The 25,028-nt window shown below is 36.8% G+C and carries 23 protein-coding genes; 9 read left to right on the forward strand and 14 right to left on the reverse strand.

Annotation, left to right across the window (positions count from 1 at the left end):
- Positions 1-151: 151 nt before the first annotated feature.
- Both K2N75_RS01220 and K2N75_RS01225 read right to left on the reverse strand, forming a co-directional pair.
- On the reverse strand, positions 152-1,741 hold the full coding sequence (locus K2N75_RS01220; RefSeq protein WP_297680348.1) for a methyl-accepting chemotaxis protein: 1,590 nt from the start codon (positions 1,739-1,741) through the stop codon (positions 152-154).
- A 126-nt stretch (positions 1,742-1,867) separates the two neighbouring features.
- Positions 1,868-3,262 (reverse strand): ATP-binding protein, encoded by a 1,395-nt coding sequence (locus K2N75_RS01225; RefSeq protein ID WP_297680376.1) that lies wholly within the window; start codon positions 3,260-3,262, stop codon positions 1,868-1,870.
- A gap of 107 nt (positions 3,263-3,369) precedes the next feature.
- Here K2N75_RS01225 and glyS point away from each other — a divergent pair, with 107 nt between their 5' ends.
- The 7 genes from glyS to K2N75_RS01260 all read left to right on the forward strand — a co-directional run bounded on the left by glyS (position 3,370) and on the right by K2N75_RS01260 (position 10,968).
- On the forward strand, positions 3,370-5,427 hold the full coding sequence (glyS, locus tag K2N75_RS01230) for a glycine--tRNA ligase subunit beta (protein ID WP_297680350.1): 2,058 nt from the start codon (positions 3,370-3,372) through the stop codon (positions 5,425-5,427).
- 8 nt (positions 5,428-5,435) lie between these two features.
- Entirely contained in the window at positions 5,436-6,101 is a 666-nt protein-coding gene (locus K2N75_RS01235; protein ID WP_297680352.1) for a hypothetical protein, read from the forward strand.
- Positions 6,102-6,217: 116 nt separating this feature from the next.
- A complete protein-coding gene (locus K2N75_RS01240; RefSeq protein ID WP_115551579.1) occupies positions 6,218-6,469 on the forward strand; it encodes a YfhL family 4Fe-4S dicluster ferredoxin in 252 nt (83 codons plus the stop codon).
- Between the two features lie 14 nt (positions 6,470-6,483).
- On the forward strand, positions 6,484-7,959 hold the full coding sequence (locus K2N75_RS01245) for a Ppx/GppA phosphatase family protein (protein ID WP_297680354.1): 1,476 nt from the start codon (positions 6,484-6,486) through the stop codon (positions 7,957-7,959).
- A gap of 3 nt (positions 7,960-7,962) precedes the next feature.
- Positions 7,963-8,988 carry a lipopolysaccharide heptosyltransferase I gene (waaC, locus tag K2N75_RS01250; RefSeq protein ID WP_297680356.1) on the forward strand — a complete coding sequence of 342 codons (1,026 nt, stop codon included), beginning with the start codon at positions 7,963-7,965 and terminating at the stop codon, positions 8,986-8,988.
- Positions 8,985-9,923, forward strand: coding sequence for a lipid A biosynthesis lauroyl acyltransferase (locus tag K2N75_RS01255; RefSeq protein WP_297680358.1), 939 nt, complete (start codon positions 8,985-8,987; stop codon positions 9,921-9,923). The genes waaC and K2N75_RS01255 overlap by 4 nt, the downstream gene beginning before the upstream one ends.
- Positions 9,895-10,968: a glycosyltransferase family 9 protein gene (locus K2N75_RS01260; RefSeq protein WP_297680360.1), complete on the forward strand. Its 1,074-nt coding sequence runs from the start codon at positions 9,895-9,897 to the stop codon at positions 10,966-10,968. Before K2N75_RS01255 ends, K2N75_RS01260 begins: the two co-directional genes overlap by 29 nt.
- On the opposite strand, the gene yedF is transcribed toward K2N75_RS01260, so the two are convergent.
- From yedF to K2N75_RS01285, 5 genes are read right to left on the reverse strand one after another with little or no spacing between them, the layout of a single operon-like run.
- Positions 10,958-11,290: a sulfurtransferase-like selenium metabolism protein YedF gene (yedF, locus tag K2N75_RS01265; RefSeq protein ID WP_297680362.1), complete on the reverse strand. Its 333-nt coding sequence runs from the start codon at positions 11,288-11,290 to the stop codon at positions 10,958-10,960. The two genes, K2N75_RS01260 and yedF, sit on opposite strands and share 11 nt — an antisense overlap.
- Positions 11,283-12,377, reverse strand: a complete 1,095-nt coding sequence (tilS, locus tag K2N75_RS01270; protein ID WP_297680363.1) for a tRNA lysidine(34) synthetase TilS — start codon at positions 12,375-12,377, stop codon at positions 11,283-11,285. The genes yedF and tilS overlap by 8 nt, the downstream gene beginning before the upstream one ends.
- Positions 12,364-13,692: a 30S ribosomal protein S12 methylthiotransferase RimO gene (rimO, locus tag K2N75_RS01275; RefSeq protein ID WP_297680364.1), complete on the reverse strand. Its 1,329-nt coding sequence runs from the start codon at positions 13,690-13,692 to the stop codon at positions 12,364-12,366. The genes tilS and rimO overlap by 14 nt, the downstream gene beginning before the upstream one ends.
- 13 nt (positions 13,693-13,705) lie before the next feature.
- Positions 13,706-14,287: a Holliday junction branch migration protein RuvA gene (ruvA, locus tag K2N75_RS01280; protein WP_297680365.1), complete on the reverse strand. Its 582-nt coding sequence runs from the start codon at positions 14,285-14,287 to the stop codon at positions 13,706-13,708.
- Between the two features lie 9 nt (positions 14,288-14,296).
- Entirely contained in the window at positions 14,297-16,084 is a 1,788-nt protein-coding gene (locus K2N75_RS01285) for a flagellar assembly protein A (RefSeq protein ID WP_297680366.1), read from the reverse strand.
- 98 nt (positions 16,085-16,182) lie between these two features.
- Between K2N75_RS01285 and murJ the strand changes: the two genes are divergently transcribed.
- Entirely contained in the window at positions 16,183-17,646 is a 1,464-nt protein-coding gene (gene murJ / locus K2N75_RS01290; protein WP_297680367.1) for a murein biosynthesis integral membrane protein MurJ, read from the forward strand.
- A gap of 100 nt (positions 17,647-17,746) precedes the next feature.
- Here the strand turns inward: murJ and K2N75_RS01295 are convergent, their stop codons facing one another.
- The 6 genes from K2N75_RS01295 to ccoG all read right to left on the reverse strand — a co-directional run bounded on the left by K2N75_RS01295 (position 17,747) and on the right by ccoG (position 23,974).
- On the reverse strand, positions 17,747-18,277 hold the full coding sequence (locus K2N75_RS01295) for a hypothetical protein (RefSeq protein ID WP_297680368.1): 531 nt from the start codon (positions 18,275-18,277) through the stop codon (positions 17,747-17,749).
- 11 nt (positions 18,278-18,288) lie between these two features.
- Positions 18,289-19,275 (reverse strand): protein-methionine-sulfoxide reductase catalytic subunit MsrP, encoded by a 987-nt coding sequence (gene msrP, locus K2N75_RS01300; RefSeq protein ID WP_297680369.1) that lies wholly within the window; start codon positions 19,273-19,275, stop codon positions 18,289-18,291.
- Positions 19,276-19,298: 23 nt separating this feature from the next.
- The gene (gene prfB / locus K2N75_RS01305) at positions 19,299-20,405 is read right to left on the reverse strand and encodes a peptide chain release factor 2 (protein ID WP_297680370.1); all 1,107 of its coding nucleotides are present in this window, start codon (positions 20,403-20,405) and stop codon (positions 19,299-19,301) included.
- Positions 20,398-21,420, reverse strand: a complete 1,023-nt coding sequence (gene mnmH, locus K2N75_RS01310) for a tRNA 2-selenouridine(34) synthase MnmH (RefSeq protein ID WP_297680371.1) — start codon at positions 21,418-21,420, stop codon at positions 20,398-20,400. The genes prfB and mnmH overlap by 8 nt, the downstream gene beginning before the upstream one ends.
- Positions 21,421-21,472: 52 nt before the next feature.
- On the reverse strand, positions 21,473-22,537 hold the full coding sequence (locus tag K2N75_RS01315; protein WP_297680372.1) for an AI-2E family transporter: 1,065 nt from the start codon (positions 22,535-22,537) through the stop codon (positions 21,473-21,475).
- A gap of 69 nt (positions 22,538-22,606) precedes the next feature.
- On the reverse strand, positions 22,607-23,974 hold the full coding sequence (ccoG, locus tag K2N75_RS01320) for a cytochrome c oxidase accessory protein CcoG (protein ID WP_297680373.1): 1,368 nt from the start codon (positions 23,972-23,974) through the stop codon (positions 22,607-22,609).
- A gap of 181 nt (positions 23,975-24,155) precedes the next feature.
- Here ccoG and rpsU point away from each other — a divergent pair, with 181 nt between their 5' ends.
- Positions 24,156-24,368 (forward strand): 30S ribosomal protein S21, encoded by a 213-nt coding sequence (rpsU, locus tag K2N75_RS01325; RefSeq protein WP_006803152.1) that lies wholly within the window; start codon positions 24,156-24,158, stop codon positions 24,366-24,368.
- 26 nt (positions 24,369-24,394) lie between these two features.
- Here rpsU and K2N75_RS01330 read toward each other — a convergent pair.
- The coding region (locus K2N75_RS01330; RefSeq protein WP_297680374.1) for a WYL domain-containing protein at positions 24,395-25,028 on the reverse strand (634 nt) is incomplete at its 5' end.

The raw sequence follows: 25,028 nt of genomic DNA on the forward strand, positions 1-25,028 counted from the left end.
GGAGTAATTTTGCAAATTAAAGTAAGCATTTGTTCCTATCTGCATCTGTATCTCCTTAATCCATTTATTTAAATATTATAGCTAAAACTAGAATAAGAATTTATAAATTTAATCATTCTTTACAGACAAGGCTTAAAAATTTCTTTCAAATCTAAACTTTAAAAGAATCCAATTGGTTATTTAATGCACTAGCTTTTTGGGAAATTTCTTTAGAGATTCCATCAATCAAATGCACTGCTTTGCTATTTTCATCTGTCAATCTTTGCACTTCACTGACTTGTTTTAGAATATCATTCACCGCAGTAAAAAGTTCATTCGTTTTTTGCAAAGATTGAGAAGACGCTTCTACCGCGTCTTCTAAGGATTTAACACTTGTTTCTAAATCTTCTGTGCCCTCCATTGAAGCATCTGCAATGCTGATAGTATTTTGCACATTTGCCCCCATTGCATTATTTGCGTCAGAAACAGATTGAATAATCGTATTGACTACGGCGTTGATTTCACCTAAACTTTTTTGCGTGCGTTCAGCTAGTTTGCGCACTTCATCGGCTACGACAGCGAATCCTCTTCCTGCCCCCCCTGCACGCGCCGCTTCTATATTAGCATTTAATGCGAGCAAGCTTGTATGGTCGGCAATTTCTGCAATAATGGTTAAAACACCTTTGATTTTATCTGTTTCTTGCGCAGTTTGCGAAAGACGTTCCGCAATATCACGTTCTGTGCTAACATTCCCTTGCACTTCGTTAATCACTTTTAACAAAAGCTCTTTTGTCTTAGCAAGCTGCTTAGCAGAATCTTGAATATCGTGCGCACTCTTTTGCACTAAAGCCATAGAATCATTTAGCATTAACTCAATATTATTGCCAAGCTTCGTACTTCTCTCTACAATTTGTACCAAACATTCAATGCGCTCGTCAATTTCTTTTGATGCATTAGAAAGTTGTGTGGATTGTAAAATATTTTGATGACTTGCGTCCTTCGCGTCCGCAACGGTATTGTCAATTTTTTGAATAAAGTCATTGATATAAGAACTTGCTTTTGCAATCTCATCTTCATTTTTAATTGGCAAACGTTTTGTTAAATCCCCCTCTCCTTGTGAAAGGTCATAAGCCACATTTGCAAGATTGGAAATAGGGTTAAATACCCAACGATTAAACAAAAAGAGCAACACAAGCAAGGCGATGACACTCACACTAACCATCCAAAACAGAATCGTAAGTTGAATTTCGCTAGAGCGATTCATTAACTCTTGGCTTGAAATTTGCATTTCAGCTACTCCTAATACTTCACCCACTTGTGAAGTTGCGTGGCACATCAAGCAAGATTCCTCCGCAATGAGTGGCTTTGCCATTAAATAGCCTTGGTCTTTTTCTGCTTTGTAGATTCTAATAAATTCTTTTTTAGTTTTAAAAACTTCTAAAATTTCTGGAATCGTCGTGTAAGTTTTCTTTAAACCCATTAAGTCAATGATTGCTTGAGAAGGGAAAAGCTCCATATTTGTAATACCCGGCACTTTTTTAGAGCCTTCAATAAAGCTCCCAATAATCTCTGGGTCTCCTGTATTCATCGCGATTTTTAACCCTTCAAAAAGCATTGCATTTAACTGATGAAGCTCATTTGTAGAACTACTTTTAGCAATATTATTAAATCCATTAGATAAATTATAATGCACCATTCCCAAAAGGGCTAACAAAAACACAACAATCATCACGATGATTTTAGACCGGATTGTCTTTAACATAAACGTCCCTTTCCCAACTCAAAATCCCTAGCAAAACTTAATCTTGTAAATATTGTTTTATTATATAGACGCTGCTATAAAAAACTAATTAAACTTTATTTTATCTAAAATAATTAAGTTATAAGTTTAAATTATGTTATTTTTAGATTCCAAATCTTGTGCATTTTGTGCAAGATTTTGCATAGGCAACTCTACCTTAAACTCCGCTCCTTCTTTTTCGTTAACAAAGAGGATTCTGCCCTCCATACGTTCTAAAATCATTTGCACTATCGCCAATCCCATTCCGCTACCATTTCTTTTGGTTGTAAAAAACGCCTCAAATATCTTTCTAGCTACTTCTGCACTAATGCCTCCACCATTATCTTGCACACGAATCACGCAAATTTTTGCTCCTGCAATATTTTCCTCCATCGCGCAATCAATGCGAATTTTGCCCTCTTTAATCTCTCCATTATTTAAACGCTCTCTTACCGCTTCAATCGCATTATCCAACAAAACAATCATCACTTGTTGCAATTCATTTTTATTTGCATAAATTTTCAATGATTTTTTAATCTTGCAAGGCTGCATTTTAATACTGACTTTTTTATCTACAAGCCTATAAAACAGCTCCAACATTTCCTTGATTACAAAATAAACTTCAAACTCCTCTTTATTTTTACTTGGATTATAAAACTCTCTAAATGCTTCAATTGTTTTGGACATAAAGTCAATTTGCTGTGCCATCATTTGAATATATTTTTCAAAATTTTCGCTGTTTAGTTCATCAAACCGATACATTTCTTTGAGATTCTGACAAAGTAAATACAAAGAATTTAATGGTTGTTTCCATTGGTGCGCAATATTTCCGAGCATTTTCCCCATTGCTTCTTCTTTATTTTTTTGCATTAATGCGATGTGTTTATTGTGCAATTCGTTTTCTAATTTCGCAATATCTGAAATATCCACAAACGCAAAATACAGGGTAATTTTTTGTGCAAAATTCATAAAATATATAGATACAACCACAGGCGTAATAGAATCCTCCACACACAAATCCAAGCGGAAATTTTGACGCAATTTACTTGCCTTAAGTTGTGTAATTTTCTCAAACACAGATTTTTTGTGTGCTTTATCGCTAAATAATTCTAAAATATTATGATTTAAAATTTCTTTGCCAAACAATTTCAAAGCCGCGTGATTGCGTCTAATAATCTTTAAATCCTCATCTTGTGTCAAAATAATGGCATTAAGACTATTTTCAAACAAATATTCGTGCGTATAATCACTTTTTAGTCTCTGTGCGATTTCATATTCAATCTGATTTGCAAGCTCTTTGCTCAAACTTTCAATTTGTATATTTTTGTTCAATAATTCATTCTCAAGTTTTTCCTTGTTTTTTATCTCCCCCAAAAGTCTTCTGTAATTCATAAATAGATAAACAATCACGCCAAAAAAACAAATTGCTAACCCAAAAAATAGAATCGCAAGCGAATAATTCTCATTCCAATTTGTCAGCCACTCCATTGCATCGCCCTTCATTTGATTCACTTAAATTATTATATCCTAAATTCAATATTTATGATTTTAAAGTTTTTTATTGCATTTATTTTGTTACAATTTCAGAATTTTTTAAAATAGAGGGAAGAATGACAACTGCACAAAACACAAGTCCGCTTTTGCTTGAAATTGGCACAGAGGAATTACCCGCGATTCCATTTTTAGCCGAACTTCCAAATATCAAAAGCAAATTTCAAAAAATCCTAGAAGCCAATCGTCTGCCTTGCGAATTTGACTTTTTTTATACACCGCGTCGCTTAGTGATAATTGCCCAAAATTTTCCGCAAATTCAAAATGCACAAGTGCTAGAGTTTTTTGGTCCGCCTTTAAGCATTGCTTACAAAGACAACGCGCCTACTTCAGCAGCATTAGGATTTTTCAAAAAATGTGGAATCACAGAAAAGGAAGCTACAACGACAACAAAAGACGGCAAAGAGATTCTCTACTGCCAAAAACAAGCCGAACAAATGCCAGCAATTCACCTCTTAGAGGCAATGATTCAAGAATTTTTAGAATCTCTAAATTTTGGCAAAACTATGCGTTGGGGCAGCTTGAAAGATTCCTTTATTCGTCCTATATCTTGGATTTTATGTTTATTCAACCACCAATTAGTCCCTCTCAAACTTTATGGCATAGAATCCAAAGCGCAAACTTTTGTTCATCGTAATATCAGTTTTGAACCTTTAGAAGTTCAAAATATTCCAAATTATTTTGATATTTTGTGCAATGGCGGCGTGATTTTAGACCAAACCAAGCGCAAAGAAAAAATACTAGAAGAAATTAGACAGATTGAAAGTGCCAAAGGCATTAAGGTAGAAGTTGATACAGAACTCTTGGAAGAAATTGTCAGTATCACGGAATATCCTACCGCGCTTTTTGGCGAATTTAGCGAACATTTCTTAGAGCTTCCTGCGCCTTGCATCATTACCTCAATGAAAGTTAATCAACGTTACTTTGCTACTTATAAAGATTCAAAACTCTATCACGGCTTTATCGTTGTTTCTAATAGCCTAGCACAGAATCCAAAAGCCATTGTAGAGGGAAATATCAAAGTCTTGCGCGCGCGTTTAGAAGACGCGTTGTTTTTCTATCACAACGACTTAAGAACAGGCTTTCAACCCGAAAGATTAAAGGAAGTTACTTTTGTAGAAGGTTTAGGTTCTATGTGGGAAAAAACAGAGCGCGAACGCAAAATCGTTCAAATTTTAAGCCCATTATTCCAAACACAACTCTCTGCTTTAGAGCCAAATTTCGGACTTCTTTTAGAGATTTTAGACCAAGCTACAACATTAAGCAAGGCAGATTTAATGAGCGAAATGGTTTATGAATTTACCGAATTACAGGGCATTATGGGATATTATTATGCAAAAGATTTGCGCTATGATGACAGAATCGCCCTTGCAATTTTAGAACAATATTTACCAAACTCCGAAGAAAGTGCTTTACCCTCTAACCTCATCAGCGCTTTGATTGCACTTGCCTACAAGCTAGATAATTTAATGGGGCTTTTTAGTATTGCCAAGATTCCAAGCGGCTCACGCGACCCATTTGCTTTGCGTCGTGCGGCAAATGGAGTAATTAAAATTGTTTTGCATTTTAATCTACCCTTTGATTTAAAAACTATTTTAGAAAAACTTGCTCCACTTTATAAACCTTTTGATTTAAAATTGCTTGAAAATTTTATTTTAGAGAGACTAGATTCTGTGCTAAACTTCAACGCCTCCCTTTTGCGCGCTGTTTTAGCAACAGGAGAGCGCGACTTAGTGCAAATTTCTCAAAAACTCCTTGCACTAGATTCCGCACTGAAAAACCAAGACAAGAATCTCTTGTCCCAAACTTTTAAACGGCTTGCAAACATCACAAAAGAAGTTTGTTTGGATTCTCCTTTAAGCATTAAAGAAGAAAAATTACTCGCCCCAGAAGAAATAGAACTCTATCAAGCCTTTAATGCTTGCAATCTTCAAGGTTGCGATTATGCTACACGTTTAGATTCCTTGCTCAAACTTAACCCTATTTTGGATAGATTCTTTGATAAAGTGCTTGTAAATGCTCCCGATGAGGATTTCAAAAATAACCGCAAACATTTGATTGCAAGAATTTATAAAGCATTCTTAGAGATTGCAGAGATTAAAGAAATCAGCCTGTAAGGTGTAATTTGCGCGTATTTACTGAAATTGAAATTGCAAAAATTCAACAAGCCATTGCAGAAAAAAAAGAGAAATTCCCACAAGAATGGCTTGGGCGCACGCTTGCCTACACGCCTTATCAGCCACGCCCTCTACTTGAAATCCTAAAAAAGCCTATGGATTGCGCACCTAAAATCCTCTACGACTTTTCCTTGCAAACAGCAAATACTAGCGCAACGCAAATTTCACTTTTGCAAATAGCCAAAGACTATGAAAGCCAAGCCTGTGGATTTTTTGTAGAATCTTTGGAGATTCTAACCTATATTCGCCGCTATGTGAGCATTCCGCTGATTTATGATTTTTTAATCTTAGATTCTTACCAACTTTTAGAATCCCTTGTTTATGGCGCGGATAATGTTGTTTTGCTGCCCAAATTCTTGACACAAAAAGAGCTCAAAAATCTAAGTGATTATGCTATAAAAATAGGTTTAGGTATAATCTTTCGGATAGAATCCAAAGAAGACCTTACCAAAGCAATTTTTTCTAAAGCCGATATTTTAGATTTAAATGAAAATTTTTCGCTCCTTTCTATGATTCCAAAAAACAAAATTATCCTAAGCAAGATTCCGCAAAATTCCCAAGAAAGCTACAAAGATTGCTTCAAAGCACTTGACGCTACTATTTTAGAATTATGAATTCTTGTTTTATTATTCTAAAAATAAATAAAATGAAAAATAATTTTTAAGTAATTCTTTAGAATTTTTTAGTTAAAAACCTGATTTTAAATTTTATTGATTCGGAGCAGTAATTTATGTCCTTAATGATTAATGAAGAATGTATTGCCTGCGATGCCTGTCGCGAAGAATGTCCCAATGAAGCGATTGAAGAAGGAGACCCTCATTATACGATTGACCCAGAAAAATGCACAGAATGTTATGGATTCTATGATGAACCTGCGTGCCTGTCTGTTTGCCCTGTAGATGCTATAATCTCCGACCCTGATAATGTAGAAACCCTAGAAGAGCTGAAGTTTAAACATTCTCAATTACACCAAGAAGATTAGATAAAGGCGACAAAGTGGCACAAATCACTGCAATTATTGATATTGGTTCAAACTCTGCAAGAATGGCAATTTTTGAAAAAACAAGCCATTTGGGATTCCATTTGCTTTATGAAACCAAAAGCAAAGTCCGAATCTCTGAATCCACTTACGAACATCAAGGCTATTTACAACCTAAACCAATGGAGCGTGCCCTTTGCGCTTTGAAAGACTTTTTGTGGATTGCTAAATTACACAAAGCGCGCAAGATTCTGTGTGTCGCTACTTCCGCAGTGCGTGATGCGCCCAACAAAGCAGAATTTTTAAAACTTGCAAAAAAGATTGGATTAAAAATCAAGGTTATCACGGGAGAACAAGAAGCGTATTTTGGAGCATTAAGCGCGCTGAATCTTTTATCCTATCGCGAAGGTCTTACGATTGATATTGGCGGTGGTAGCACGGAATGCGCGCTAATAGAAAATTCCAAAGTAGTGGATAAAATCTCATTAAATCTAGGAACAATCCGATTAAAAGAATTATTCTTTGACAAGGGAGACTTGCAAAGTGCAAGAGATTTTATCCAACAAACGCTTGCACAACTTCCCTCTCATTTTCATCATCGGCGAATTTTTGGGATTGGCGGGACTGCAAGGGCATTGAGCAAAATCATTCAAAAACAAATCAACTATCCACTAGATACACTACACGCTTTTGAATATGATTTTGCAACACACCACGAGTTTTTTCATAAAATTTACACAGCAAAACCCGATGAATTGCCACAACTTGGCATTCAAGAAGACAGGATTGATTCCATTCAAGGAGGAGCTCTAATCTTTCATCTTGCCCTATTGCATTTCAAAGCCGAAAATGTTGTTACAAGCGGAGTTGGGGTGCGCGAGGGTGTTTTTTTGAATGACCTTTTGCGCTATGAAAATGGGCATTTCCCTCCAAATTTCAATCCTAGCGTGCGGAATCTAAAAGACCGCTTTATTCGCGATTTCAAACAATCCAATTTACAAAAAACCCTTGCACTCAAGCTTTTTGAAGCTCAAAGAAAAATTCCATTAATCTGTGATTCCTACCAACAACATTTAGGCATTAGTGCGGAATTGTGCAATATCGGAACCGCGCTTAATTTTTATGAAAAAAGTCATCACGGAAATTACATTTTATTTAATGCCCTAAGTTATGGCTTAAGTCATCAAGACCGATTGTTGATTGCAACACTTGTAAAGTTTGCTTCCAAAAAGATTCCACAGACTTTAACTTATGCTAATTTATTGCCCGAAATCAAAACAATTAAGATTCTTAGCTTTTTTGTAGGGCTTTGTGAAATCCTAAGCCAAAATCAAATGCCAAAAAACTTTCAATTCTCCTTTGAATCAAGTCAAAGTGGATATATTTTACAGATTACACATTCGGAGCTTTCCTATCTTGTGCGAGAACAAATTTCTAAACTAGTTCCTCCAAGCCCTATTACAGAAATTGTATGGATTCAAACCAAAAGCTAACCTATGAAAACTCCGCTGAAAGTCGCTATTGTCCGCTTAAGCTCGCTTGGGGATATTATCCATAGTGCGAGCTTATTGCCGCTACTTCTTGAATCCCTCAAATCAACTTATGCAGTTACCTTGCATTGGTATGTTGATAGAATCTTTAGTGAGATTTTGGAGGATTCCCCTTGGATTGATAAACTCATTGCATTACCCTTAAAAGAAGCGATTGCTTCTAGGAGATTCTATACTTTGCAGGCAATTTACCACACGCTAAAGCAAGAATCCTATGATATTGTATTGGACTTGCAGGGTTTGTTAAAGTCTGCTTTGATAAGCAAGCTTTTGCCAACAAACAAAATTATAGGATTCCAAACCACCAAAGAATCGCTTGCAACCCTTTTTTATCATCAAAAAATCCCAATCCCTTATGAAGAGCATATTTTATTGCGCAATGCAACCTTAGCTTTTAGTGCATTTGGCTTGACAATTCCCACTTTGGAGACTTTGAAAAACCCTCAAAATTTCTTAGGATTCCAAGAATCTCTCCTACCTTTTAACTTGCCAAAAAACAAAAAAATCCTTTGTGTGTTAGAGACTTCCAAGCCTAATAAAACTTATCCCATAGAATCTTTTGTAGAACTTGCCTTACTCTTCAATGCACAATCCTACACACCACTTTTCCTAAGTCGTGAAACCTTAGAGATTCCAAACCCCAAAAATGCAAGACTCCAAAGTATCCATAGCTTAAATTTAAATCAAATCAAAATGCTCATAGCGCAAATGGATTTAGTCATCGGGGGCGATACAGGCATTACACATCTTGCTTGGGCATTCCATCGCCCCTCTATCACGCTTTTTGGAGCGACACCTGCACAAAGATTCAACCTTAGCACACAACAAAATCTTTATCTTAGTGCCAATGAACAAGCAAATTACCAAAAAGATGATTTTAGCATTCGCGAGATTCCTCCCTCTCATATCTACACACTTGCTTGTGAGATTTTGGAGGGGAATCCTAAGCACCAAACAAAAGAGAAGCAATGAAATTTTTTCAACTCTTTAAAGAATTTTTATTTCTTTCTTTTTTTCAAGGATTGGGCTATTTCTTTTTATATTTGCCTCATTTCTTGCGCTTTGGCTTAGCAAAAGGAATCGCATTCTTTTTGTATCTACTAGATTCTAGGCGCAAGTTTGATTTGCTAACAAACTTGGATTTTGCCTACAATCATTCCCTAACCAACGCCCAAAAACAAGAGATTTTGAAGTGTAATTACCTCAATCTCGTATATAATTCCATCAGTTTTTTTATACTCTCTGTCAGCACCAAAGAGCGAATCCTCCAAACAACGCGTTTTGAAAATGGCGAAATCATAGAATCCCTGCTAAAAAATGGCGAAAAAATCATCTTTGTTACCGCGCATTATGGCAATTGGGAATACACCACTCCCGCCTTTACCTGTCATTTCAACCACCCCATTACCGCTGTGGCGAGAATGACACCAAGTGCATTAGTAAATCGCTACCTTTTAGAAACGCGCTCTAAATTCCATATCACGATTCTTAATAAACAAGGCGCAATGCTAGGGCTTGTCAAAGCACTCAACAAAACAAAAGTAGTTGGGGCTGTAACAGACCAAAATACCGCCAAGAGTGATGGGCTATTGGTAAGGTTTTTTGATAAAAATGTCCGACACACACCCATTGCATCTCTTCTATCCTTGAAATATCACGCCAAAATCGTGCATGCTTTTGCTTCCTATTCGCAAGATTATCGTCAAATCCTCATCAAGATTCTGCCTCCCATAGAATTTCAAGAAACAGGAGACTTACAAACCGATATTCAGAATCTAACCCAAATCCAAAGCGATGTTTTAGAGCAAGCTATCCGCGAAAACCCAAAAGAATGGCTATGGTTTCACAAAAAATTCAAAAATCAATACGAGTATATCTATGAAAATTCTCATCATCAAACTAAATAAAATCGGCGATGTTTTACTCATTAGCCCGCTTTTTTCTAATCTAAAAGCCCATTATGGAGAAGAATGTATCCTTGATATACTTGTTAATGATGGCACACAAGGCGCGATTAGTCGCGAGCATTTACGCAAGATTCACTGCCTAAGACGTCCCAAAAATCCTTGGCAAAAACTACAAGCCGAAATCTCCTTACTCTATGCCATCAAGCAAGAAAAATATGACATAGTAATGGGTTTAGGCAGAGGGGAGCGCACAGCTTTTTTAAGTTTTTGGAGTGGAGCTAAGATTCGCGTTGGATACCCTCCTAGTAGCTTTTGGTCTAAATCCATTTATAACTTAAAGTTGCTCCAGAAAGGAGGACAACATACGATTGAGTATAACCTAGAAGCCTTGCGTGCGCTTGGGATTCCTATTCTTTCTAAATGTGTCCGTGCAAATATCGCGCTAGATTGCGAGAAATTTAAGAATCTCCCGCAACATTTTGTGCATTTACATCTCTTTAGTAGCTGGTTTTTTAAATGTATGGAGGATAGCTTTTGCGCAAAAATCATTGATTTCATCACTCAAACCTACCAACTCCCTTGCATACTCACCGCTTCAAATGACCCAAGGGAATCCGAAAAACTTCAGCACATTTTGCAGCTAACCCAAAGCAAGCCCATCGTGTTTAATGGTAATTTACGCTTAAGCGAAGTATCTTTGCTAAACTCCAAAGCCCTAGCATTTGTCGGTGTAGATACAGGCGTTATGCACTTAAGCGCGGCGAATGACACTCCAACTTTTGCATTTTTTGGTCCAACATCACCTATTACTTGGGGTCCTTGGGATAATGCCTTGCAAGATTCTACTTATCTTGTACGCAATGGAATCCAAAGCATGGGGAAACACTGCGTCTATCAAGAGTCGCTGTCTTGCGTGCCTTGTGGCAGAGACGGCTGCAATGGAAGTAAAAAGAGTGATTGTTTGCTTAGTAAGCTAGATGAAAATCTTGCACTCAAAACCTTGCAAGAATTTTTAACCCCCTTGCTAAAGCCTACTAAATCGTAATAATGGAATCCTCGCTAAGTAGTGTATTAAGCGTGTTTTGCATATTCCCAACACTTCCAACTTTTAGCATATCAAGCACATTAAAATGCCCCAAACAAGTTTGGCAAGAATAAATCGCTACACCCTTTTCCTCTAAACGCTTCAATGCTTCTACGCCCTCACTATCTGTTGTGGCTAACAAAACTGCGCGATTAAGCAAATACATTGCCTTAGGTTGTTTATCCATTGTTAAAAGCGTCCCTAAAAAGCTTAGCATAAGCTTTCTTCCAAGCTCTCCGCGCTCTCCAATCCCATCGTCTTTTAGCAAGAATACCTTACTCATCTTTACTCCTTAAATTGAAAATTATATCCAAAATTTTTTGCTCTGCGCCCAAAATTTTTGCCTGAAACAAAAAGATTCTAAATTTCTTTGGAATCCCTAAACAACGATATTTTTCGCGTAATTTTTTGGGAATAATTACCAAAGGATAAGTATAAGTGGAGAGGAATATTTTGCCCTTTATTTTTTCTATTGCGATTTTATGCCGAAAAACTTGCGAAAAGCTTTCCTCCTCCAAAAGTTCTTTTAACTCCAATTTTTGCGCACGCGAGAGCAAAACACCACAAATTTTGCATACCAAATCCACAGATTCTAACGTGTTATTTAAAGATTCCAATTTTAACACGCAAAATTTGCCCAAAGTTGGAATCTCAAAAACTTGATTTGTATGCGCGACACTTTCTTGCTGGAATCCCCTACAAAGCTCTTTTAAGCTAAATGCGATTCCGCTTTCAAACTCGTTCAAAAGCCTTTGAGTGAAATTTATCCTGAAGTGATTGCGCCTAAAATGTGTATCAAGATTACTAAAATCCTCAAAATAAAAAATTTGATTCTTTTGAAGGTATTTTAAAATTTTCGCACGACGCACTTGCCATAGAGGACGCACAATCCAATAGCTGATTTTTTCTTGCTGAATCTCTCTAATGCAAACCCTTTCGTATTTGGGCGACATTTGCATTTTTTGCAAATTTGTTCCCTTGCAAAACTGCATTAAAAACCACTCCAACATATCATCTAGCTGATGCGCCAAAATCAGATGCGAATACCCAAAACGCGCAATCAAACTTTCAAAAAAATCATAACGCAACTTGCGTGCATTGCTTTCAAAATTATTATGGATTTTGGGTGCATACTCCACAAAACACCGCTTATTGTCCCTTAAACACAAATTTTGCGCATAAGAAACTTCCAAAACAGCCTGCTTGCGCACACCATAATTCATAATTGCCACATCAAAAGGAATTTGATAAGATTTGAGTAGGAAATACAACGCACTAGAATCCACCCCACCAGAGAATGCCAAGAGATTCCGACTCCCTCTTAGCTCCTCTACAAACTCTAATGCAATCTCAAAATTATGCGCGCCCAAGCACACAACCTAACACATTTTCTCCTGCGACTTCTGTAATTTTAACACGATAGTATCCAGCTTCTAAATCTCCCTCTATTTCTTTGTCGTTAATTAGAATCTCTCCGTCAATTTCGGGAGCAAAACGAATATCCCTCGCGCTATAAAAATACTCCGATTCTGCAGATTTTCCCTCCAATATTGCAAGGATTTCACTGCCCACCAAAGCCTTTAAATCTTTTTTATATTGCTTTAAAAAAATCTTATTAATCCGCTTCAATCGTTCATTAATCGTCTTTTGTGGCACTTGTTCTAATTGCGCACTCTTTGTTCCCTCCTCGCAAGAAAATCCAAAGAGATTCATTCTATCCAAGCGAAAAGTTTGAATCCAATCGCACAGCTCCTTAAAATCCTCCTCCTCCTCGCTTGGGTGTCCGATAATAAAACTTGTGCGCACAAAGCTATTTGGCACTGCACGCATAGCTTGCAGTAGCTCTTGAAACTCTCCTTCTCTCCCCATTGTTTTTAAGACTTTTTGACTAATATGTTGCAAAGGTATATCAAAATAGTTTTGAAAGATTGCAGAATCGCAAATTGCGGCAATTAAACGCTTGGAAGTCGTAGAGGGATAAAGATACAAAATTCTCGCACTTTTGATTTCTAATCCCTCTTTTGCGAGTTTATCTATGCTTTCAATGAGTTGCGCCAATCCGTCTCTAACCCCAATATCACGCAAATAAGAACTAGAATCCTGCGCAATAAAACTAAAATCCCTAAAGCCTTGCTTGACTAAATTTTTCACTTCTTTAAGCGTAGATTCTAAAGTGCGAGAATGCAATTTGCCCTTAAAGCTTGGAATTGCGCAAAAACTGCATTTTTGATTGCAACCCTCTGATAATTTAATATATGCGTGGATTTTAGAGCCGCTAATGACGCGCTTATGATTCTCGTTTGCTAGAAATACTCCCTTTTGACTTGAAAGAACTTTCCCATTTTTGTGCAATTCTATTAACTCATCAATCTTATCATAATCCCCTACCCCAGTGATAATATCAATTTCTGGAATCTCTTGCTTTAACTCTTTTGCATAACGTTCGCTCAAACAGCCACTTGCAACAAGAATCGCGTCTTTTTTCTTTAATTGCAAAGCATTCAAAATACTTTGGATACTTTCCTGTTTTGCTGCTTCAATAAATCCACAGGTATTAATAATCACAACATCAGCTTCGCTTAAGTTTTGTGTATTTTCATATTCACTTAAAGCCCCAAGCATTACTTCGCTATCCACTAGATTCTTTGTGCAACCTAGTGAGACTAAGTGTAATTTTTTGCTCATTTTTTTCCTAAATTTATAGAGTTTGCATTTTTTTCAAAGCTGCTTTAACCATTTCACCTACTTCGGCATTCTCCAAGTTTTTTGTTACTTTTGCAATCACATCGCTTTTGTATCCCAAAGATTCCAAAGCCAAAATCACTTGATGCAAATTAGAATCCTCCGCCACTTCCATATTATGACTTTGTGTCAATTCCAAAGACCAACCAGAAAGCTCTACTAGAATCCTACCCGCACTCTTTGGACCAATCCCAGGCACTCTTTGCATAGATTTTATATCATTGCTTTCTACAATTTTTGCAAAAGTTTGAGGACTAAAGGTGGAGAGAATCGCAATGGCAACTTTTGGACCTACGCCATTGATTTTAATCAGACGTTCAAAAAGGCTTTTTTCTATTAACTCTACAAACCCAAATAAAATCTGCGCGTCCTCGCGAATAATGTGTGAAATATGCAAAGTCAGCTTTTCGCCCACTTTGGCTTTGATTTGATTGGAGGTTTGCAAAGAAACAAACACTTCATACACCACACCCGCGCATTTTAAAGCCATACGCGTTGGCTCTTTGATAAAAATCTCCCCCTCTAATGCAATAATCATTAAGATTCCTTATAAAATGAGCTGAATTTTGCCTTTTTGATACACGACTTTAGAGGGTTCGCCGGGCTTTGGCACACAGAGTAATTCACGGCTAGGAGAATAAAAGACATAATGCACTTCATTGTAGCCAATCCAACCACTCTCTATCGTAATCGTCGCATTTTTTGTCAATTCATCTAACACATTGAGTGCTTCGCGCGCATTTTTGAAATCCATACTTAGCTCATTGATTCTTTGCCGCTTATTTTTAAGTGCAAGCACGCGTTGATGGTATTCCTCAAATTTTGCTAGCAGATAGCTAGGAGGCGTGGTTTTAGTATTTTTATAATGAATCAAAGTGCCACGAATCTCATCTGCGGTGGCTTTAAGCTTTTTAAGCTCTAAACTCTCAACTTTTAGCTCTTTTGTCATACGAATCGCTTCTTTAATGGATTCGTTTTTTTGCTTGAAAAGTGCGTTATATTTTTCTTTTCCTGCGGGACTATAATTTGCTGCTAGGAAAAATTTATTTTCGCCTTTTTCCATTTTGGTGATATGAATGCTTTTTGTTGCATACAAAAACGCATTGGAATGCAAGGTTTTAATCACAATCTCTTCTGCATAGATTTTGCCACCATAGACATGCTCTACTTCTACTTTTTTAGCTTCAATAATCCCTGTTTCAAGCATTTCTACTTTGATATACTCGCCTTTGGCATAGCCTTTGTGCGTTGCGATTTCTGCGTCATTGGCAAAGATTTTAGAGTTTTGATGCGTAAAGCCTCCAATACGCACTTCTTTTGAATTAATCTCTGCATTAGGACCGATATTCCCCTCAATATTCACTTCTCCAGCTTGAATTTTCATTCCCTGCCCTAAGGCTTCTTTCATTGCGTCTTTTTGTGTGATATTGATAATTGTGCCACTATTAATATTGCCAACGAGCGAACCGGTCGTTTTGAGTGTTACAGATTCCGTCTCTAAGGTATCCCTAACATACAAAAATCCATCTTCATATTTTAAGATTCCACCAATTGCGCTAACATAATAAATGCAGCAAGGATACTCTTTGAGCGCAATGCTCTCTTTATCATATTGCAAAGTGCAAGGTTGGTGCAGTGTTTTTGGGCTTTGGGGGATAATGTATTCTCCACGAATATTGCGCCCGGGCTTGCCTTGCAATGGCTTTTGATATTCACAAATCACATCATCTTTTAGTACCGTTTGGAATTGTCCTGTGATGTCCCTTTTAAACTCCAAATTCCCTTCAACACTTGGAATAAGATTTACGCCACTTAAAATCTTATATTTTACATCTTTTCTTAGCGGATACTCCAAAGTCTCTAAAAACTCTTCTAATGCGTTTCTTTCTTGCTCTTCGTTAAAGCATAAAATCCTATTCCGTGCCTTTTCTTTTTTGATTTGCATATACACACCATCAAAATCTTCTTTTTTATAATTAAAACCTACACGAAAAGTCAAAAACGCTTCGCTAAAGGCTTTATCCGCAGTAAAATGGAATCGCGTCTCCTTGCGTTCTTTTTCTTTAATCAAAATACAATAACGTTGATTCATCACGAGATTTGGTTCTAGCATATTATCCCGATTGCTAAAAAACGCATCTACTTCTTGTGCAGGAATCAGTTGGGATTCATAGTCATAAAGATTTTTTTTATAAGTAGTGATAGATTGCAATTCAAAATCAAAGGAATCTGCGTCCATATTGAATTGAGAGGAGACTTGCTTAATGGCAAATTTAATATCTTCGCATTCATTAACATAGTAAGGTCTAAATGTTCGCAAAGAATTTTTTAACATAATTTCTAAAACCTTTTATGCAAAAATAAATTAATTTTATCCTAAATTGTTATAAAATTAATTTAAAAATCCGCAATTTTGCGACAAAAGAGAACCAAATGTTTTTCAAAGCCTTTCTTACTAATAGCAGTGGAATCCTCACTTCAAGGATTCTTGGTTTTTTTCGTGATTTGCTCACCGCTACGATTCTAGGTTCTAGCATTTATAGTGATATGTTCTTTGTGGCTTTTAAGCTACCCAATCTCTTTCGTCGCGTTTTTGGCGAGGGTGCGTTTAATCAAGCTTTTTTGCCGGGATTCTTTAATGCGCGTTTGCGCGGAGGATTTGCGCTCAAGATTGGTTTGACTTTTTGCATTATCTTGCTTTGTCTTTCGATTTTTGTGTGTATTTTTAATAAGCCGCTCACAAAACTGCTTGCATTTGGATTCTCTGATGATTTAATTGCCCTCACCGCACCACTAGTTGCCATCAACTTCTGGTATTTGCTTATGATTTTTATCGTAACGCTCTTTGGCGCAATGTTGCAATACAAACGCAACTTTACTGCTTGGGCTTATTCTCCTGCGCTTCTCAATCTTGCGATGATTATTGCTCTGCTTTTTGCAAGAGACAGCGAATCCTATCAAGCCATTTTGATTCTAAGTTATGGCGTGCTTACAGGCGGAATCGCACAAATCTTACTGCATTGTTATCCTATGTGGCGTTTAGGATTCTTTAGGCTTTTGTATGCAGGATTTAAAGAATTAAAATGCAAAAATCCACCTCCTAATTTGAAAACAAAAAGCACCAAAGAATCCTTTAGAAATAAACGAGATTCTATCAACCAGAGCGTCAAAGGATTTTTCAAGCAATTTTCCCCCGCAATGTTTGGTAGCTCCACTGCGCAATTTGCGTCTTTTATTGATACGCTTTTAGCCTCTTTTCTAGTAAGCGGAAGTATTTCGTATCTTTATTATGCCAATCGCATTTTTCAGCTTCCTTTGGCGATTTTTGCGATTGCGACTTCCACAGCCTTGTTTCCTATGGTTGCAAAATATATCAAGGAATCCAAAGAATCCCTTGCTTTAAAGGAGCTTTCTCGCTCTTTTTGGTTACTTAGCATTTTGCTAAGTTTATGCGTGCTTGGTGGCTATTTGCTCAAAAACGAAATTATTTGGCTTTTGTTTGAGCGAGGCAAGTTTGCACGCACAGATACGCTCTTGTGTGCGGGTGTTTTTGGTGCGTATCTTGTGGGCTTACTTCCCTTTGGGTTGGCGCGGATTTTTTCGCTTTGGCTTTATTCCCATTCTAAGCAAGCATTAGCAGCTAAAATCTCGGCTCTCTCGCTTCTAATTGGCACTTTTTGTTCTTTTGTTCTTATGCAATATTTTGGTGCAATAGGACTTGCACTAGGTGGGAGCATTAGCGGGTTTTGTGTGTTTTTTTTAACTTTGCATTTTTTTGGTTGGAATCGCTTTTGGAATATCTTATGGAATCCCAAATGGATTTTGATTCTTTTCCTCCTTTTAAGCGGAGAATTTTTGATTCTCATTGCTTTTAAGACTTATATTTTTAGCTTATAATTTAATTTGGTTACAATGTTGGCTAACGCTATTGACGAGATTCTTGCTTTTTGCAGGTATGAGCAAATTGCTGTTGCAATGTGTGCCACGAGGCTTCAGATTATAAATTGCCGCATTTAGGATAAAATTTTCTAAAAAGCTTATAGATTATCAATGCTCCAATTCCAATTCCTAACACAAGATAATGAAGTGTCAAAATCTTTTGAATCATTAGCAAATGCACAAGCCCAAAACCTAAAGCCAAATAAGCCAAATAATAAAGCTTGAATCTTTGAAAGCCCCACAAACTCCCTAAAGTACAAGTCATAAGACACAAAAAGGATAAAACACCAAAATACAAATAATACTTTTGCTTTAATTCCGTAAAAATCAATGCAAGATTCCAACCAAAATCCAAAATCACAAAAATGCCACTATGCAAAATTCCAACTACAAAAGCAGTTAAACCAATCTCTCTTTTGTATTTTGGCGCAATCAAAGAAAGGCTTAAAAGAAAAATGCAAATCCAACCACTCCAAAAATAAAGCGTAGCAATCGGGTCGCCCAATCCTCCTAAGGATTCCACAAGTAAAATCACCTGCCAAGAGACAAAAGCAAGCAACGCAAAACAAGTAATTTCTATTAAACGCAAGCAAGCAGACCCTAATAAAGTTTTATTCTATCTAGCCCAGCATAAAGATATTCTACCTCTTTTGCATAGCCATTGAGATAAAGTGTCGGCACGCGCCCTCCTCTTTGTCCAATCACACGCTCACTTGCTTGAGACCATCGCGGGTGGGCGACTTGCGGATCTACATTGCCATAGAATCCATATTCTTTGGGATTCTCTTTTTCCCAAGTAGAAAGGGGTTGCTCTTTTAAAAATTCAATTTTATGAATAGATTTAATCATCTTATATCCATATTTCCAAGGCACAACTAAGCGAATCGGGGCTCCATTTTGGGGCAAAAGTTTCTTTTGATACATTCCCACTGCAAGAATCGTCAGAGGGTGCATTGCCTCATCAAGTCGTAAAGATTCTTGATAAGGAAAATCTAAAAAGCTTGTATTTAACCCAAACAATCCCCCTTGCATAGGAAACTGCTTAGGGTCATACAAGGTTGTAAAGCGAATATATTTTGCCTCTTTTGTTGGTTTTACATATTCTATCAACTCCCGCAGTTCAAACCCAATCCAAGGAATCACCATACTCCACGCCTCTACACAGCGGAAGCGATAAACTCGCTCTACCAAAGTCATTTTTTTATATAATTCATCTACAAGAATCTTAAAGGGCTTCTCCACTTCTCCTTCAATGCTGATTTCCCAAGGACGTGCTTTGAAATCTTTGGATTTATTTTTTGGGTCCGACTTAGAATATCCAAACTCATAAAAGTTATTATAACTTGTCGCTAAATCCTCTGGAGTATTTGCAAGAGCCTGCCCATTGACTTTTATCATCTCTTGTTGGCTCATAGAACGATAAGCAAAATCCTCTCCCATTGTCGCTAAAAGTTGCTCTACACTTAAAGCCGCAACCAAGCTTCCCGCACCAAGTTTTAGAAATCTTCTCCTTTCTTTAAAAAATGCTTCTGGTGTTACATTTTGGTATTCGTTTGTGTCTGCTTTTTTATAATTCAAAAAATCCATTCCTTATTCCTTTAATGTTTTGGCTAAATTTCACGTTCATTTGTTGCATTTTTAGCAATCAAAACACCCTCTAACATAGAATCAATATCCCCGTCTAAAATAGCTTCTACATTACTATATGCAAGATTAGAACGCAAATCTTTCACTTGCTGATAAGGGGCTAAAACATAACTTCTAATCTGATGTCCCCAACCAATCTCGCTTTTATCCTCGCTTGCATTTTTCTCCTCACGCTTTTGAATCTCTTGTTCATAGAGCTTAGATTTTAGCATTTTTAGTGCGGTAGCTTTGTTCTTGTGTTGGCTTCTATCATTTTGGCACTGCACAACAATTCCTGTGGGAAGATGTGTAATACGAATCGCAGATTCTGTTTTATTGACATGCTGTCCGCCCGCTCCTGAAGCACGATAAGTATCAATCCGCAAATCTTTTTCCTCTATTGCAATCTCTATATTCTCGTCAATCTCTGGACTCACTTGCACGGCAGTAAAGCTTGTGTGCCGCTTGGCATTCGCATCAAAAGGGGAAATACGCACGAGACGATGGATTCCGTTTTCAACTTTCGCGTAGCCATAAGCATTTTCGCCTTTCATCATAAAGCTAACATCTTTCAAGCCCGCTTCCTCTCCCTCTTGATAATCTAGCAATTCCACCTTAAAGCCTCTCCTCTCTGCCCAACGCAAATACATACGATAAAGCATACTCGCCCAGTCTTGCGATTCTGTCCCACCCGCTCCGGGAGTAATCGTAAAAATTGCATTATTAGAATCCAACTCTCCGCTTAACATCACTTCAATTTCTGCATTTTTAATCTGCTCCTCTAGCTCTTTGGATTCTGCAAAAAGCAGCTCTAAGCTCTCCAAATCGTCTTGAGAAATCTCAAACAATTCTTTAGCGTCCTCTAATGCGGATTTTGCCATATTGTATTTTTCTAGCTTTCTTTCGCAGCTCTTTTTTTCTTTTTGCAACTCGCCCGCTTTTTTCGTATCCTCCCAAAACTCCTTTAATTGCTCTTGGTTGGTGATTTCTAAAATCCGCTTTTCTAAAAGCTTGGGTTGCATAATTTTTTCTATATTCCGTCTTTTAATCTCTAGCTCTTTTAATAATTCGCCATATTCATAATTATCCAAACAATTCCTTTGATTTTAATTTATAAAATTCTCTAGCAAATGCCTCAATCTCTAAAGTTACTTGAGAAAGATTCTGATAAAAAATTGTGCAAAGATAAGATTCTTTTTTATACACTTTATCATAATATTCTACTAGCAAAATCTCTGCTACGCGCGCTAAATCCCTATTATAAAAGGCTTCTTTAGCCTCCTGCCAAAATTCCTTTTTCATAAAAGGTGCAATCTTTTGCATAGAATTTTCAAAAAATGACGATGAGATTTTACCATATTGCGCCACGATTCTTTGCACTCTTTGTTCCAAAGGAGCAACAATTAGAATCTTGGGTGCTTCTTGATAGGCTTGATAAAGGGGCGTGGGCAAAATCAAATTGCCAAGCTTCTTGCTCTCTCCCTCTACTAACACAAAAGGAGCATTTTCTAAGTCTCTTAGGCGCGTAAAAAGCAGATTTTGAAAACTCTTCACGCTAGGTTGCTCTCCGCAAATTGCACCAAAACTTGAACCTAAATGTTTTGCAATTCCCTCAATATCCAAAGAATCGCGAAATCCTTGAATAATCTCGCTTTTACCGCTCCCGGTTTGACCCACAAGCGTAACAAAGCGATGGGAAGGAAAACTATCAAGATATTTCAACACCTCGTTGCGGTAAGCTTTATAACCGCCTTCCAAAAGCACGACTTGGTAACCAATGGCTTCCAAAACCATAAAAAACGCACGACTTCTCATACCGCCACGTGCGCAATGGATTCCAAAGGGCTTTTTAGGACTTACCATTGTCTCTAAAGTCAATAAATGTTTTGCAATATTTTGACTAACAAAACTAGCACCCAAAACCTTTGCTTTGAAAGAATCCGTGCGATACAATGTGCCAATTTGCTGATGTTCTTCATCGCTTAAGACAGGGAAATTTTGCGCCCCTACGATATGGGATTCCGCATATTCTCTAGGAGAGCGCACATCTATAATTAAAGACAAATCTTGATTTAAAAAACTATCGGGCGGAATTATTTTTGTCATTTTTTCCTCTACACTTCAGATAGAATCGCAAAATCATTTTTAGATTCCTTGCTTAAACTTTGTCTTGATAAAGAATCTTATAAACTCTAAGCAATGCAATAAATAATGCGGTAATCGCTGGACCAAATACAATACCCCAAAAGCCAAAACTCGTAAGCCCTGCAATAATAGCAAAGAAAATTAACATTTCGTTAATTTTTAGCGGAGTTTTTATTAATACACGATTGATAAAACTGATAATAAAAGGCTTCACGCCATTATCTGCCAAAGTTGCAATGACAATAATAGAATAGAGTGCGATAAGGATTGCATAACTATAATTTCCTAAATACAATTCATATCCAACAACAGGCAACCAAACTAAACTTCCGCCTACCACGGGCACAAGCGAAGCAAAACCATAAAAAACACCTAACAAAAGCGCATTATAGCCCAAAAATGCCATAAGGATTCCAAACAATGTACCTTGTAAAAGCATAGAAAATATAGAGGAATAGAACACCACGCTAATGACTGCACTTACCTCCTCATAAAGAGATTTGACATAGGTGGGCTGAATCGGAATCAATCCTAAAAAATACCGACCTAATGCACCCCCATAATAATAGAAAAAAAATAAAAAAGTTAGGATAAATAAAGTATCGCTCAAAAAATATAAGCTATTTTGAGAAATTTTTGCGACAATTCCTATACTACGTTTGGCGACTTCCGTCCAATCAATCCCAGAAAGATGTGCCAGCCAATTACTGATTTCTTTTTGCAATAAGTCTGGCAGATAAGCAAAAATCTCTTTGCCATATTCTCCCAAACGCGTTTGAAAATCTAATAAAAAATTTTGAAAATTTCCTAATTCCAAATTTGTTGCCAAATTCAATAAATTTAAAAGAATATAAAAAATAGGCAAAAAACAAAGAATTATCAACAAAAGAGTCATCAAAAAGGTGGAAGCAAGCGGGGATTTTATGTATTTTAAAATCGCATAATAAATATTCTGTGTTGCAATAAATAGCAAAAATGCAATTGATAGATTCATTAAAAATGGAGAATAAAGCTTCAATAAAGCTAACAATGTGAGAGCAAAAATAACAAGGAAAAAATAAATTCCGCCTTTTTGCATAATTTACCTTTATTCAAAAATCCAAATCACAAGACACAAAGATTTTGCGCTTGCGATTCTATTTATTATTTAATGCAAAGATTTGTTTGGTGGATAAATAAACACGCTTTTCCTGAAAACCTCAATGGGTTCTTGGCTATCTACCGCATAAGCTTTGATTTCTAATGGAATATGTGTATCTTTTTGCGCATTTTCAGCCAAATTTGCTTCCGTATAAAGCACAACAACTTGTTTGGATTTCTCACCAGCTTCTATGCGGAAAGGCTTGCTTGGACGCTTAATTTGAATCTCTGTATTGTTTTGCACCTCAAAATAAAAGTCATAAGCTTGTTTTTGTGTATTTTGAAACAAGAAAACATAGGAATTTTCTACGCGCCCATTATCACGAATCGTATAAAGTTCTTGTCTATTGATATTTAAAAGCATATCTTCCTTTTTGGAACTCATCATCAAAAGCCCAGAAAACACGACCACCATTGCGACAATATAGCCAATTGTTTTAAAGCGCATATAACGCACTTTTTGTCGGTCTTCAATGCTTTGCGGACTTGTCCAAGAAATCAAAGTCATTTTACCAAGTTTTCCCATTACCTTTGTGCAAGCATCTGCACATTCAAGGCAGTTGATACACTCCAGCTGCATTCCCTTGCGAATATCAATATGTGTAGGACAGATTTTCACACAGGCTTCGCAACCGGTGCATTCCGCATTTGGCACTTCGGGCTTTTTCCATAGTTTAATCCCTTTTGCATCAAAAACTTCTCCACCTCTCTTATAATCATACACCGTCATAATGGTATCATTATCATACAAAACACTCTGAACACGACTATAAGGACACATATAAATACAGAAATTTTCTTTGATAAATACCACAATCGCAATGAGTGCAATGGCGAATCCCAACCAAAAAATAAATAAATATTTATGCTCTAAGGGATTTTGAATATAGTTAAAAAAATCCTCTGGCGGCACAAAATACCACATCAAATTGGACGCTGCAACCAAAGCAAAACAGGCAAAAATCACAAGAGAAATCGCCTTTTTAACTTTGTTGCTTCCTAAACTCATATCGGGCTCTAATTGGCGATTCTCCATTCTTTTGCGCAAGCCCAAAATCTTTGTCTCCAACAAATCGCGATACAATACGCGGAAAATCGTCTGTGGGCAAGCCCAACCACACCATACGCGCCCCGCAAGTGTTGTCATAAAAAAAATCGCCAAAAACATTAAAATCAACAAGAAAGGCATAAGATAAAGTTCCTGCATATCAAAGGCAACGCCAAGTAAATGCAACTGCTTATGGTCAAAAGAAAGTAAAAAAATATGATTTCCATTGATTCTGATAAATGGAATCGTCAAGATAAGAATGGTTGTAATAAAATACATCACATAACGTTTTTTGAAATATTGCCGCGCATTACACACCTGTTCCATCAAAAACTCCTTGAAAATCTAAAAACTTTCTGCAATATTAGCACAATATAGGGACAAAATAGCAAAAAGAATCAAATTTTTGCATTTATAGTGTGATTTTTTCACATTTCTTGCGCACTTTATGTTAGAATTACACGCTTCAATTTTGAAGTATATTTTTTACACAAAGGTGGTGGTTTAGATGCCGGGTATCAAAGTCAGAGAAAACGAATCTTTTGATGATGCGTATAGAAAGTTTAAAAAACAAGCGGATAGAAACCTTGTTGTAACCGAAAGTCGCGCAAGAAGATTCTTTGAACCAAAAACTGAAAAGCGCAAAAAGCAAAAAATCAGCGCACGCAAAAAAATGCTCAAACGCTTATATATGCTTCGCCGCTACGAATCAAGGCTCTAAAAACAATAAGATTCCTCTATGGAATCTTATTTCCTCAACAATTCTTGCTTACAAAATTCCAAATATTCTTTCAGCTCATTTTCTAACTTTTCTTGCAAAGATTGTGGAGAAAGAATCCTCACAAAAGGCAAAAACAATTTTACAAGATTTAACGCCTCCTGCGCATAACCAAAAGAACATTCTACGACAAAATACGATGGGGTTTGCTCTAAGATTCTGTATTGGATTAAAAAATTCTTGCGAAAAAGATACTCTCTTGCCTCATTATTGATTTTCAAACGCACCAAAATAGGATTCTGCGAAATCCAAGTGGTGTAGCTTTGGCTAATTGTAGCTAAAATCTCTTGATTTGGCGTAAATTTCTGCGTTTCCAAAATCTGCAAGCAGGTGATTTTGGACAATGTAAAATGTTTCAAAACTCCTTTTTCATCGCCAAGCAAATACCAAACCCCATCATTATGCACGAGCAAATAGGGATTCACTTCGCGCAATTTGTCTTTGTAAATAAACTTTGTTGGGCAATAATAAAAACTCGCATTTTTTAGCCGATAAAAAACATCATCAAGTTTTACAGAAGATTCTATGTGGTGGTTTTTGATAGAAATTTTTGAAGCACAATCGCGAGTTGTTTTCTTTATAGGGCGATTAATTGGGGGGGGG

Origin of the sequence: Helicobacter sp., from assembly GCF_029067145.1 — a bacterium.
Lineage (GTDB): Bacteria > Campylobacterota > Campylobacteria > Campylobacterales > Helicobacteraceae > Helicobacter_D.

Coding starts and splice junctions, on each gene's coding strand:
- K2N75_RS01315 (WP_297680372.1), bottom strand. CDS start 22,537: ATGCAAAAAGGCGGAATTTATTTTTTCCTTGTTATTTTTGCTCTCACA.
- yedF (WP_297680362.1), bottom strand. CDS start 11,290: ATGAGTAAGGTATTCTTGCTAAAAGACGATGGGATTGGAGAGCGCGGA.
- K2N75_RS01240 (WP_115551579.1), top strand. CDS start 6,218: ATGTCCTTAATGATTAATGAAGAATGTATTGCCTGCGATGCCTGTCGC.
- msrP (WP_297680369.1), bottom strand. CDS start 19,275: ATGGATTTTTTGAATTATAAAAAAGCAGACACAAACGAATACCAAAAT.
- K2N75_RS01260 (WP_297680360.1), top strand. CDS start 9,895: ATGAAAATTCTCATCATCAAACTAAATAAAATCGGCGATGTTTTACTC.
- mnmH (WP_297680371.1), bottom strand. CDS start 21,420: ATGACAAAAATAATTCCGCCCGATAGTTTTTTAAATCAAGATTTGTCT.
- K2N75_RS01225 (WP_297680376.1), bottom strand. CDS start 3,262: ATGAAGGGCGATGCAATGGAGTGGCTGACAAATTGGAATGAGAATTAT.
- K2N75_RS01255 (WP_297680358.1), top strand. CDS start 8,985: ATGAAATTTTTTCAACTCTTTAAAGAATTTTTATTTCTTTCTTTTTTT.
- ccoG (WP_297680373.1), bottom strand. CDS start 23,974: ATGGAACAGGTGTGTAATGCGCGGCAATATTTCAAAAAACGTTATGTG.
- murJ (WP_297680367.1), top strand. CDS start 16,183: ATGTTTTTCAAAGCCTTTCTTACTAATAGCAGTGGAATCCTCACTTCA.
- rimO (WP_297680364.1), bottom strand. CDS start 13,692: ATGAGCAAAAAATTACACTTAGTCTCACTAGGTTGCACAAAGAATCTA.
- K2N75_RS01220 (WP_297680348.1), bottom strand. CDS start 1,741: ATGTTAAAGACAATCCGGTCTAAAATCATCGTGATGATTGTTGTGTTT.
- waaC (WP_297680356.1), top strand. CDS start 7,963: ATGAAAACTCCGCTGAAAGTCGCTATTGTCCGCTTAAGCTCGCTTGGG.
- K2N75_RS01285 (WP_297680366.1), bottom strand. CDS start 16,084: ATGTTAAAAAATTCTTTGCGAACATTTAGACCTTACTATGTTAATGAA.
- glyS (WP_297680350.1), top strand. CDS start 3,370: ATGACAACTGCACAAAACACAAGTCCGCTTTTGCTTGAAATTGGCACA.
- rpsU (WP_006803152.1), top strand. CDS start 24,156: ATGCCGGGTATCAAAGTCAGAGAAAACGAATCTTTTGATGATGCGTAT.
- ruvA (WP_297680365.1), bottom strand. CDS start 14,287: ATGATTATTGCATTAGAGGGGGAGATTTTTATCAAAGAGCCAACGCGT.